We start from the raw sequence: 11,953 nt of genomic DNA on the forward strand, positions 1-11,953 counted from the left end.
CGCTGTTGACAATGGACCCGGGGCACGCGAGGGTCTGCGCGACTTCGCGGGAGGTGCAGGGTGCAGGTGCCGGCTCCGTTCGAGTACGAACGTGCCACAAGCGTGGATCAAGCCATTGGACTGTTGGAGCGGCTCGGCAGCTCGGCACGGTTGGTGGCCGGTGGCCACAGCCTGCTGCCGATGATGAAGCTGCGGCTCGCCAACTTCGAATATCTCATCGACATCAACGATCTGCACGACGAGCTCGGCTATATCAGGCTGAGCGACGACGAGGTGCGCATCGGGGCCATGACCCGGCATCGGGAGCTGCTCGAGTCGGACGTGCTGGCCGGTGTCTTCCCGATCTTCCGCGACGCTGAGCGGGTGATCGCCGATCCGGTGGTCCGCAACCGCGGCACCCTGGGCGGTTCGCTCTGCCAGGCGGACCCGTCCGAGGACCTGTCGGCGGTGTGCACGACCCTGGACGCGAGCTGCGTGATCCGGGGCCCGGGCGGCGCCGAGCGGGTCGTCACCATGGAGGAGTTCCACGTCGGCCCGTACGAGACGGCGGTCGCGGACAACGAGATCCTCACCGAGATCCGGATCCCGAGGAAGAGCTTCCGGGTCGGCAGCGCGTACGCGAAGGTCGAGCGCCGCGCCGGCGACTGGGCGGTGGTGTCCGCGGGGGCGGCGGTCTGGCTCGACGACGCGAAGCGGATCGTGGACGCCCGGGTGGGTCTGGCCGCGGTCGGCCCGAACACCACCGGCATCCCGGAGATCTCGGCGGCCCTGCGTGGCCACGAGCCGGGCGAGGAGCTGTACCGGCTGGCCGGGGCGATCGCGGCGCGCAGCTGCGACCCGGTGACCGACACGCGGGGCAGTGCCGACTACAAGCGCCACCTGGCGGACGAGCTGACCCGGCGCACCCTGCGTACCGCCGTGGACCGGGCGAGGAGCTGAACATGCAGGTCACGATGACCGTCAACGGGACCGAGTACACCCGTGAGATCGAGGGCCGGATGCTGCTCGTGCACTTTCTGCGCGACGTGCTCGGCCTGACCGGCACCCACTGGGGCTGCGACACGAGCAACTGCGGCGTCTGCGTGGTGTGGCTGGACGGTGAGCCCGTCAAGTCGTGCACCGTGCTCGCCGCGATGGCCGGGGGCCACGAGGTCCGTACCGTCGAGGGCCTGGCGAACGGCGCCGAGCTGGACCCGATCCAGGAGGGCTTCCGGCAGTGCCACGGCCTCCAGTGCGGGTTCTGCACACCGGGCATGCTGATGACCTGCCGGGCACTGCTGGACAAGAACCCGGACCCGACCGAGGGCGAGATCCGCGAGGCCATCTCCGGCCAGATCTGCCGCTGCACCGGTTACTCCTCGATCATCCGCTCGGTCCGCTGGGCGGCTGTTCACGAAGCTTCCAAAGAAGAGGCGACGGCCCAGTGACAACGACACAGGACACCAAGCTCACCGAGTTCGAGGACAACGACCAGAATCCGGTCGGTTTCGGCCGGATGCTGCGCAAGGAGGACGCGCGCCTGCTCCGGGGCCGTGGCCGGTTCGTCGACGACGTGCAACTGCCCGGCATGCTGCACCTGGCGATCCTGCGGTCGCCGTTCGCGCACGCGAGCATCGTCAGCATCGACACCAGCGCGGCCGAGGCGTCGCCCGGCGTGAAGGCGGTCGTCACCGGCGAGACCCTCAAGGGCCTCGGCCTGGCGTGGATGCCCACGCTCTCCAACGACGTGCAGGCCGTGCTGGCCACCGACAAGGTGCGCTTCCAGGGCCAGGAGGTGGCGTTCGTCGTCGCCGAGGACCGGTACAAGGCCCGGGACGCCCTCGAACTGATCGACGTCGAGTACGACGTGCTGGAGCCGGTCGTCGACGTCCGCAAGGCCCTCGCGCCGGACGCCCCGATCATCCGCACCGACCTGGACGGCAAGGCGGACAACCACGTCTTCGACTGGGAGACCGGCGACGAGGAGGAGACGAACCGGGTCTTCGCCGCGGCGGACGTGGTCGTCAAGGAGGACATCGTCTACCCGCGCGTGCACCCCGCGCCGATGGAGACGTGCGGCTCGGTCGCCGACTTCGATCCGGTCGAGGGCCGGCTGCGGCTCTGGTCGACCACCCAGGCCCCGCACGCGCACCGCACCCTCTACGCGATCGTCGCCGGTCTGCCGGAGCACAAGATCCAGGTGATCGCCCCGGACATCGGCGGCGGCTTCGGCAACAAGGTGCCGATCTACCCGGGTTACGTGCTGAGCATCGTCGGCTCCATCGTCACCGGCAAGCCGGTGAAGTGGATGGAGGACCGCTCGGAGAACCTGATCAGCACCGGTTTCGCCCGCGACTACATCATGCGGGCCGAGATCGCGGCCACCTCCGAGGGCAGGATCCTGGCGATCCGTACGAACGTGCTGGCCGACCACGGCGCGTTCAACGGCACGGCCGCCCCGGTGAAGTACCCGGCCGGCTTCTTCGGCGTGTTCACCGGCAGCTACGACCTCCAGGCCGCGCACTGCAAGATGACCGCGGTCTACACCAACAAGGCGCCCGGCGGTGTGGCGTACGCCTGCTCGTTCCGCATCACCGAAGCTGTCTACCTGGTCGAGCGGATCGTCGACACGCTCGCCTACGAGCTCCGGATGGACCCGGCCGAGCTGCGGTTGAAGAACTTCATCCAGCCCGACCAGTTCCCGTACACCACCAAGACCGGCTGGGTGTACGACTCCGGGAACTACGAGCCCACCATGCGCCTCGCCATGGAGATGGCCGGCTACGACGAGCTGCGCAAGGAACAGGCGGAGAAGCGGGCCCGCGGCGAGCTGATGGGCATCGGCATCGCGTTCTTCACCGAGGCGGTCGGCGCCGGGCCGCGCAAGAACATGGACATCCTCGGCCTGGGCATGGCCGACGGCTGTGAACTGCGGGTGCACCCGACCGGCAAGGCCGTCGTCCGGCTCTCGGTGAAGACCCAGGGGCAGGGCCACGAGACCACGTTCGCGCAGATCGTCGCCGAGGAGCTGGGCATCCCGCCGGCCGACATCGACGTGCTGCACGGCGACACCGACAACACGCCGTTCGGACTGGGCACCTACGGCAGCCGGTCCACCCCGGTCTCCGGCGCGGCGGCCGCCCTGGTGGCCCGCAAGGTGCGGGACAAGGCGAAGCTGATCGCGTCGGCGATGTTGGAGGTGTCGGTCGCCGATCTGGACTGGGTGAAGGGCGCCTTCCAGGTCAAGGGCGACCCGGGTAAGTCGGTGACGATCCAGGAGATCGCGTTCCGGGCGCACGGCGCCGGCGATCTGCCGGACGGCGTCGAGGGCGGTCTCGAGGCGCAGATCTGCTACAACCCGTCGAACCTGACCTACCCGCACGGGGCGTACATCTGCGTCGTCGACATCGACCCGGGCACCGCCGAGGTCAAGGTCCGCCGGTTCATCGCGGTCGACGACTGCGGCACCCGGATCAACCCGATGATCATCGAGGGCCAGGTGCACGGCGGTCTCACCGACGGCGTCGGCATGGCGCTCATGGAGATGATCTCCTTCGACGAGGACGGCAACTGCCTCGGCGCCTCACTGATGGACTACCTGATCCCGACCGCGCTGGAGGTGCCCGACTGGGAGACCGGCTACACGGTCACTCCGTCGCCGCACCACCCGATCGGCGCCAAGGGCATCGGCGAGTCCGCGACGGTCGGCTCGCCGCCGGCGATCGTCAACGCGGTCGTCGACGCGCTCAAACCGTTCGGCGTCCGGCACGCCGACATGCCGCTCACCCCGTCGCGGGTCTGGGACGCCATGCGCGGCCAGGCCACCCCGCCGATCTGAAGACGACGGATCTGAAGAAGACGGAGTACGTGATGACGACGAGCATCGCCGAGCGCGCCCACGAGCTGACGCTGGCCCGCCGGCCGTTCGTGCACGCCACCGTAGTCCGCGCCCAGGAGCCCACCTCGGCGCGGGCCGGCGACGACGCGGTGATCCTGGCCGACGGGTCCATCGAGGGCTTCGTCGGCGGGGTCTGCGCCGAGACGTCGGTGCGGGCCGCCGCCATGGACTCGCTGCGCGACGGCACCACCGTCCTGCTGCGGGTGCTGCCGGAGGACGCGGCCGCGTTCCCGGAGACGCCCGGCGCGCTCGTCGTCGTCAACCCCTGCCACTCCGGCGGGGCGATCGAGATCTTCCTCCGGCCGGTGCTGCCGAAACCGCTGGTCGTGGTGACCGGCGGCACCCCGATCGGCACGGCCGCGACGGCCCTGGCCGAGTTCCTCGACTTCGAGGTGACCCACTCGTACGAGGGGGCGACCGCGGTGGTGGTGGCCGGGCTGGGCCGCGACGAGGAACGCGCCGTCCGGGAGGCGCTGGACGCCGGTGTGCCGCTGATCGCGCTGGTGGCCAGCCACACCCGGTCGGCGATCCTGCTCGACACGATGGGCCTGTCCGTCGAGGAACGTTCCCGGATCCGGGCGCACGCCGGAATCGACATCGGCGCCCGTACCCCCAAGGAGATCGCCCTCTCCGTGCTGGCCGAGATCGTGCGCGAGATGCGGCTCGGCGGCCTGGCCGCCGCCGCGCCGAAGAAGCCCGCCGCGACGCACGCCGAGGCGGCCGCGTTCGCGAAAGCCGGGCCCGAGTTCGTGGCCGGCCCGACCCTGCCCGTCGGGCCGGCCACATTTCCCTCCGGCGAGTCACCGGCCGCGACCGCGATCGACCCGGTCTGCGGGATGACCGTCGTGATCGGACCGGACACCCCGCACGGGGTGGTCGACGGCGAGGACTTCTGGTTCTGCTGCCTCGGCTGTCTGAAGAAGTACACGAAGGCCTGACCATGGTGACCGGGCTGGTGCTGGCCGCCGGTGGCTCGCGCCGGCTCGGCGAGGCGAAGCAGCTGCTGCCGTTCCGCGGCCGCACCCTGCTCGACGCCACCCTCGACATGGCCCGGGCCTGCGGCTTCGACGACCTGGTGGTCACCCTGGGCGGGTCGGCGGCGGCCATCCGCGCCACGGTCGACCTCTCCGGGGTACGGGTGATCGAGAACCCGGCGTTCAGCAGCGGCTGCGGCTCCTCGATCAGTGCGGCGGTTCGGTATCTGGGCGAGGCGGAACGGCTGGTGCTTCTCCTCGGAGACCAGCCGGGCGTCCGCCCGTACGATGTCCGTCGCCTCGGTGAAGTGGAGAGCCCTCTCGGGGTGTGCCGCTATGCCGACGGGCTCGGCCATCCCTTCCTGTTCCGCCGGGAGGTCTTCGGCGAACTGGCCGGACTGCACGGTGACAAGGCGGTGTGGAAGCTGCTGCACTCCGGCCGCCACCGGGTGACCGAGATCGTCGCCGACGGTACCGTGCCGATCGATGTGGACACCCGGGAAGACTACGAACGGCTGCTTTCGATTGAACACTCCTGACGAGGTCATCGCGCGCCTGGACGCCGTCGACTACCTGGTCGACGACGGCCTCGCCATGGCGATCTTCCTGGCCCTGCGTCTCGGCAAGCCGCTGCTGCTGGAGGGCGAGCCCGGGGTCGGCAAGACGGCCGCCGCCAAGGCGCTGGCGGACGCGCTCGACACGCCGTTCATCCGCCTCCAGTGCTACGAGGGCCTGACCGCCGGTGAGGCCCTGTACGAGTGGAACTACCAGCGTCAACTGCTGCACATCCGGCTCGGCCTCGCCTCCGACGACTCCTCCCTGTTCACCGACGACTTCCTGCTGGAACGGCCGATCCTGCGGGCGGTCCGGCACGACGGGCCGACCCCGCCGGTGCTGCTGATCGACGAGATCGACCGGGCCGACGACGAGTTCGAGGCGCTGCTGTTCGAGTTCCTCGGCGAGGCGTCGGTGACCGTCCCCGAACTGGGCACCTTCGCCGCCACCCGGCCGCCGGTCGTGGTGCTCACCTCCAACCGCAGCCGCGACCTGCACGACGCGCTGCGCCGCCGCTGCCTCTACCACTGGATCGAGTTCCCGGCCCCGGACCGCGCGGCGTCGATCGTGCGCCGCGCGGTTCCGGCCGCCACCGCACCGCTGATCCGCGACGCCACCGCGTTCATCGGCCGGGTCCGGGCGCTCGAACTGGACAAGGCGCCCGGCCTGGCCGAGACCATCGACTGGGTCTCCGCGCTGGCCGCTCTCGGCGTCACCGACCTCGCCACCGGGGACGTTCTGCGCACCATCGGCACCATCGCCAAGACCCCCGACGACCGGATCCTGGTCGCCGAGGCCGTGACCCGGGAGAGCCCCCCATGAAGATCAGCAACGAGTTCACCGTCCCGATCCCGGTCGACCGGGCCTGGCAGGTGCTGACCGACCTCGAAGGCATCGCCCCGTGCATGCCGGGCGCCCAGCTCACCGGGGTGGAGGGCGACGTCTATCAGGGCCGGGTGAAGGTCAAGGTCGGCCCGGTGATCTCGGACTTCGCCGGGACCGCCCGGTTCGTCGAGAAGGACGACACGGCCTACCGGGCGGTCATCGACGCCAAGGGCCGCGACGCCCGGTCGGCCGGCAACGCGGCCGCCGTGGTCAGCGCGTCGCTGTCGCCGGAGGGCGAGGACGGCACCCGGGTCACGGTCGACACCGACCTGCGGATCAGCGGGAAGCTGGCCCAGTTCGGCAGCGGCATGATCAAGGAGGTGTCGTCGAAGCTGCTCGCCCAGTTCGTCGCCAACCTGGAGGCGAAACTGGCCGCCGAGCCGCCCGAGCCCGAGCCCGCTCCGGTATCCGTCCCCGTGGCGGTCGACGAGGAGCCCGAGCCGGAGGCACTGGACCTGATGGCCGTCGCCGGCGGGTCCGTCTACAAGCGCCTTATCCCGGTCGGCGTCGGCGTGGCCGTCGTCGCGGCCGTCGTCATCTGGTTCGTTGCCCGCGGCTGACCCCGCCCCGGTGCTGCTGCGCGGGGTCGACCGGGCCGCGTTCGCGGTGGCGTTCACGGCCCGGTTGCGCGCCGCCGGCCTGCCGGCCGGAATCACCGAGACCGACGATCTGGTACGGGCACTGGCCGCCAGCCCACCGGTGTCCCGCGACGTCCTCTACTGGACGGCCCGGGTCGCCCTGGTCCGGCGGCACGCCGACCTGGCCGTCTTCGACCGGGTCTTCGCCACCGTCTTCGACGACGGCCCGCCGCTGCCGCTGAGTCGCCCGGCCGTGCCGCCGTCCGGTCGCGACGACGACCGGAACGTGGCGGTCCCCGGCACCGGCGACGAGAGGACCTCCGGCGGGGACGGGCTGCCGTGGGCCACCCTGCCGCCGGTGGTCGCGGCCGACGAGACACCCGCCGGGGACGGGCCGCTCGTGCCCGACCCGCGGCCCAGCGAGCTGGCGGCGCTGGCCGAGCAGCCCTTCGAGGACCTGGACGCGGCCCAGACCGTGGCGCTCGGGGAGGTGCTGCGCGACGCTCTCACGCACTGGCCGCACCGGCGCGGCCGCCGCCACCGGGCGCATCCGGCCGGCCGGCGGGTGGCGTTGCGGCCCACCATCGCCCGCGCCCGGCGTACCGGGTGGGAGGCGGTCACCGTGGTCCGGGAACGGCCGGTGCCGCGCCCGCGCCGGGTCGTGATGCTCTGCGACGTCAGCGAGTCGATGCGCGCCCAGGCGGCCGCCTACCTCCAGCTCATGCGGGCGTTCGCCACCGTCGCCGACGCCGAGGTGTTCGCCTTCGCCACCCGGCTGACCCGGCTCACCGTGCCGCTGCGGCACACCTCGCCGGCCGAGGCCGTCGAGCAGGCCGGGGCGGCCGTCGACGACCGGTTCGGCGGCACCCGGATCGCCGCGAACCTCGGCGCGCTGCTCGACTCGCACCACGGCGAGACGGTCCGCGGCGGCGTGGTGATCGTCGCCTCGGACGGGTGGGACAGCGATCCGCCGGAACGGATGAGCGCCGTGATGGCCCGGCTGCGCCGCCGTGCGTACCGGATCATCTGGTTGAATCCGCGCGCCGGCGCTCCCGGATGGACCCCCCGTGTCGGCGGCATGGCCGCCGCGCTGCCGTTCTGTGACCGGCTGCTGCCGGCCGCCACCTTCGCCGACCTCGTTCAGGCCGTCCGGTGTCTACGGGAAGTGGCCGGCCGGCGATAAGCTCAGCGCTTTCTAGCGGGGGAGGAAGGTCGTGGCACGGATCCAGCAGAGCCTGCGAAGAGCCGCGGGGGCGATCGTCGAGGGGGCCGACCCGCAGGAGGTGGCCCGGGCGGAGATGCGGCGGCTCGCCGGCTCGGAGATGGGCGTCGATCCCAGCGACTTCCCGGCCGCCCAGGAGCTCGGCGGCAGCGTCGACACCGTGATGGAGCAGCGCACCGTCCCGCTCGACGAGGCCGGAGAGGTGCTCAACCGCAGCGAGTTGCAGCGGCAGGACGGCGAGCAGGTGCACGTCATCTGCCCCATGGTGATCCCCCGGGGCCGCTCCCTGGTGACCATGCTGCCGGTGCTGTCGCTGCTGGTGATCGGCCTGTTCGGGGTGGCCCTGGTCGGCGTGGCCAGCGGAGACGTGCTGCTCGACCCGTTCTTCGGCGTGCACTACTGGGTGCTGTCGCTGGTCGCGGTCGGGTTCGTCTGGTGGCGGCAGGGCATGGTGATGGTGCCGGACGGCTGCGCCGCGCTGATCACCCGCTTCGGCAAGCTGGAGCAGGTCGTCGGCCCGGGGCGGATCATCCTGCTCAACCCGTGGAAGCGGGTGTCGTACATCGTGAACACGACCCGGGAGTACCCGTTCAACGCCCCCGTCCGGGAGGCGCCCACCAAGGGCGGGGTGAAGGCGTCGATCGACCTGTTCATCCAGTTCCGGATCAACGACCCGGTGGAGTTCGTCTACACGCTCGGCGCGGTCCGCGGCTTCGAGGAGAAACTCGGCAACGCGGTCAGCGAGACCATTCGCAGCCTCATCTACGAGCAGGCGGCCGCCGACATCTACAACATGGTCGGCGAGGACTCCGGCCGCCTGCTGGACATGCTCAACCAGCAGTTCCGCCCGGCCGTCGAGCTGACCAACGCCAACATCACGCACGCCGAGCCGGCCGACCAGAAATACCGGATGGACCTCGCGGCACCGGAGATGGTCCGGGTCGCGAAGGACGCCTACACCCATGAGTACGCGTTGACGCTGCGCAAGGAGCAGGACGAGGGCGACCTGACCAAGGAGCTCGCCACCCTCACCGAGACGCTGTCCGCCATCCAGGCCGAGATCGCCCAGTACCAGGCCCAGATGGACACCGCCGTCGAACGGGAGACCAACCGGGCCGAGGCGCTGGCCCGCCAACGGTACGTGCTGGCCGAATCCGAGGCGAAAGCCAACGCCGCCCTGCTGGAGGCGCAGGCCCTGGACATCCGGGCGGTCACCACCGCGGAGGCGCCGGAGATCCTCGAGTACCGCTACCAGCGTGAGGTGCTGGACCGGCTGGAAGAGGTGGCCGGGCACCTGCCGCGGCTGGTCCGCATCGGCGGATCCGGCGACCCCAACGGGGCGGCCGGCGTCGACCTGCTGCAACTCGCCCGGGAGATGCTCGGCGAGCGCGGCACCGAACTGTTCACCCCGGCCGACATGGCCGCCATGCGCGACCGCCTACGAGCAGGAGTGGGGCCTCACCCGCAAACGCCGCATCGACCAGCTCCAGATGGACATCGAACGCGCCAAGAAGGTCCGCGACGCCCGGATCGTCGAGGTGAAGGCGGCCCTCAACAAGGCCCGTGAACAGGTCGCCCAGCTGCTGGAGAAGCAGGAGACCGACGCCCAGCGGGTCCGGTTCGAGATCGAGACCCGGGGCCGCAGCGGGCTGATCGCCGCCGAGAACGAGGCCAAGGCGCAGCGGCGGCTCGCCCAGGCGTACCGGGACAACCGGGCCGTCCTCCAGTACGAGCTGGCCCTGCGCCGCCTCGAGGTGGGCGCCGAACTGGCCGGTCAGGCCCCGCAGCCGGTGGTGATCCGCACCGACGGCGGCAGTGACAACGGCGCCCTGGCCACCCTCATCGCCGCCCAGCTGCTGCCGCGGAGCATCAGCTCCACAGAGTCACATGGATCGACGGCTTGAACCGCCCCACATTGACCCCGGCCCCGCGCATCATCGCCTGAATGGCCCGGGGCGTCGACGCGAAACGGGCCAGCTCGGCCGCCGCGGACGGCGCCCCGGTCTCGGCCAGCGTCAGCGAGTGCCACACGTCCTCCAGCCCGGTGTGCGGCCCGCAGAACTGCACGAGATGCCCCTTGCGGACCTCCGGCGCCACGGTGAACGACAGCGCCGCCGCCACCCCGTGCCCGCGTTTCGCCTCCTCGATGGCGGCCGCGTGGCTCTGGAAGATCTGCTGCCGGTCGTCCGGCACCCCCAGCCGGCGCAGCAGGGCCGGAATGGCGCCCCGGTCGGCGGCGGCGGACGGCCCCAGCAGCCACGTCTGATCACGCAGCTGCCGTGGTGACGGCTGGGTGCCGGCCAGCGGATGGTCCGGGCCGGCCACCGTGACGACCTTGTAGTACATGACCGGGCGGCACACCACCGCCGGATCCGGCAGAACCGGCGGCGGGCCGATCGCGATGTCGATGCGCCGCTCGATCAGCGCCCGCACGAACGACCCCGGATTGCGGACACTCAACTCCACGTCGAGGTCCGCGGCCCGGCTCGCGAACCGCTCGATCAGGCCCGGCGCGCCGTGCTCGGCGAACAGGCTGGAGGCGCCCACCCGCAGCAGCCGCCGCCCCTGCCCGGCCGCGCTCACCTCCAGCACCGTGATGTCCTGCAACCCGAGCAACTCGGTGGCCCGGCTGGCCAGGCGCAGCCCACCCGGCGTGAACGTCAGCCCGTTCGCCGACCGGGAGAACAGCTGATCACCCAACTCCTTGCGCAGCTGTCCGATGTGCAGCGACACCGCCGACTCGGACACCTCCAGCTGTGCGGCCGCCCGTTTCACCGAACCGCACCGGACCACGGCGGAGTAGGCGCGCAACTGAGTGGGGGTCACCGCCGCAATGTATCGCGATCAACGTGCCGTACGCGCCCGCGTCGCAGACTCTGACCACACCGGCGATCTCACCGATCCCGCTCATCCGGTGCGGTGCATACGCTGTCGTCCGCTCGCATCACGCAAAGGGGACCCGCCATGCCGACCTTCCAGGCCACCGACGGTGTGGAGATCTACTACCAGCGCTGGGAGGGCGATTCGGCACTGCCACCCGTACTGCTGCACCACGGGTTCATCGCCAACGGTCTCACCAACTGGGTGCTGCCCGGCGTGGTCGATGCCCTCACCGCCGCCGGCCGGGACGTCGTCGCCATCGACGCCCGCGGGCACGGCCGCTCCGGAAAACCGCACGACCCGTCGTTCTACGGCGAAACCCGGATGGCCGCCGACGTCACCACCCTGTTCGACCTGCTCGGCTTCGAAACCGCCGACGTGGCAGGCTACTCCATGGGCGCCGTCGTCTCGCTGCTGCTGACCACCCGCGACGCCCGGGTCCGCCGCCTGGTCGTCGGCGGCGTCGGCTCGGCGGTGGTGGAACTGGGCGGCGTCGACACCCGGGTGATCCCGGCCGGCGACTTCCGCGAGGCGTTCGAGGCCGCCGACCCCAAGACCATCACCTCGCCGGCCGCGGCCGGATTCCGCTCCTTCGTGGACGCGGTGGGCGGCGACCGTACGGCCCTGGCCGCGCAGGCCGCCGCCCTGCACGCCGAACCCATCCCGCTGGACACCATCACCGTGCCCACCCTGGTCCTGGCGGGCCGCGACGACGCCCTGGCCACCCGCCCGGAACTCCTCGCGAAAGCCATCCCCGGCGCCCGCCTGGCCGTCATCGACGGCGACCACCTGGGCGCGGTCCGCGTTCCCGCTTTCACCAGCGAACTACTGACCTTCCTCAACACCCCCTGACCCACCCACCCGCCACCCGCTGCCCGCCCGTTGCCCGTCGCCCGCGCGCCCGTCCGCCGCGCGCCCGCTCGCCCGTCGCCCGCTCGCCCGCCGCTCGCCCGTCGCCCGCTCGCCCGCCGCTCGCCCGCTC

At 71.5% G+C, this 11,953-nt stretch carries 12 protein-coding genes; 11 read left to right on the plus strand and 1 reads right to left on the minus strand.

Annotation, left to right across the window (positions count from 1 at the left end):
* The first annotated feature begins 66 nt into the window (after positions 1-66).
* From J5X75_RS05295 to J5X75_RS05340, 10 genes are read left to right on the plus strand one after another with little or no spacing between them, the layout of a single operon-like run.
* Positions 67-939 (plus strand): FAD binding domain-containing protein, encoded by an 873-nt coding sequence (locus J5X75_RS05295; protein ID WP_307797926.1) that lies wholly within the window; start codon positions 67-69, stop codon positions 937-939.
* A gap of 2 nt (positions 940-941) precedes the next feature.
* Positions 942-1,427, plus strand: coding sequence for a (2Fe-2S)-binding protein (locus J5X75_RS05300; protein ID WP_188122477.1), 486 nt, complete (start codon positions 942-944; stop codon positions 1,425-1,427).
* Entirely contained in the window at positions 1,424-3,817 is a 2,394-nt protein-coding gene (locus J5X75_RS05305) for an aerobic carbon-monoxide dehydrogenase large subunit (RefSeq protein WP_208466122.1), read from the plus strand. The genes J5X75_RS05300 and J5X75_RS05305 overlap by 4 nt, the downstream gene beginning before the upstream one ends.
* Before the next feature lie 32 nt (positions 3,818-3,849).
* Positions 3,850-4,815, plus strand: a complete 966-nt coding sequence (locus tag J5X75_RS05310; RefSeq protein ID WP_208466123.1) for an XdhC family protein — start codon at positions 3,850-3,852, stop codon at positions 4,813-4,815.
* A gap of 2 nt (positions 4,816-4,817) precedes the next feature.
* A complete protein-coding gene (locus tag J5X75_RS05315) occupies positions 4,818-5,390 on the plus strand; it encodes a nucleotidyltransferase family protein (protein ID WP_208466124.1) in 573 nt (190 codons plus the stop codon).
* Positions 5,377-6,228 carry an AAA family ATPase gene (locus J5X75_RS05320; protein WP_238487304.1) on the plus strand — a complete coding sequence of 284 codons (852 nt, stop codon included), beginning with the start codon at positions 5,377-5,379 and terminating at the stop codon, positions 6,226-6,228. Before J5X75_RS05315 ends, J5X75_RS05320 begins: the two co-directional genes overlap by 14 nt.
* Entirely contained in the window at positions 6,225-6,851 is a 627-nt protein-coding gene (locus tag J5X75_RS05325) for an SRPBCC family protein (RefSeq protein ID WP_208466126.1), read from the plus strand. The genes J5X75_RS05320 and J5X75_RS05325 overlap by 4 nt, the downstream gene beginning before the upstream one ends.
* The gene (locus tag J5X75_RS05330; RefSeq protein WP_208466127.1) at positions 6,838-8,052 is read left to right on the plus strand and encodes a vWA domain-containing protein; all 1,215 of its coding nucleotides are present in this window, start codon (positions 6,838-6,840) and stop codon (positions 8,050-8,052) included. Before J5X75_RS05325 ends, J5X75_RS05330 begins: the two co-directional genes overlap by 14 nt.
* A 31-nt stretch (positions 8,053-8,083) precedes the next feature.
* A complete protein-coding gene (locus J5X75_RS05335) occupies positions 8,084-9,658 on the plus strand; it encodes an SPFH domain-containing protein (protein WP_208466128.1) in 1,575 nt (524 codons plus the stop codon).
* Complete coding sequence (locus J5X75_RS05340; RefSeq protein WP_208466129.1) at positions 9,582-9,995, plus strand: SPFH domain-containing protein; 414 nt, start codon at positions 9,582-9,584, stop codon at positions 9,993-9,995. The genes J5X75_RS05335 and J5X75_RS05340 overlap by 77 nt, the downstream gene beginning before the upstream one ends.
* Here the strand turns inward: J5X75_RS05340 and J5X75_RS05345 are convergent.
* Positions 9,961-10,917, minus strand: a complete 957-nt coding sequence (locus J5X75_RS05345) for a LysR family transcriptional regulator (RefSeq protein ID WP_208466130.1) — start codon at positions 10,915-10,917, stop codon at positions 9,961-9,963. The two genes, J5X75_RS05340 and J5X75_RS05345, sit on opposite strands and share 35 nt — an antisense overlap.
* Before the next feature lie 138 nt (positions 10,918-11,055).
* Here J5X75_RS05345 and J5X75_RS05350 point away from each other — a divergent pair, with 138 nt between their 5' ends.
* On the plus strand, positions 11,056-11,823 hold the full coding sequence (locus J5X75_RS05350; RefSeq protein WP_208466131.1) for an alpha/beta fold hydrolase: 768 nt from the start codon (positions 11,056-11,058) through the stop codon (positions 11,821-11,823).
* Positions 11,824-11,953: the final 130 nt, after the last annotated feature.

It is taken from the genome of Actinoplanes flavus (assembly GCF_017592555.1).
GTDB lineage: Bacteria > Actinomycetota > Actinomycetes > Mycobacteriales > Micromonosporaceae > Actinoplanes > Actinoplanes flavus.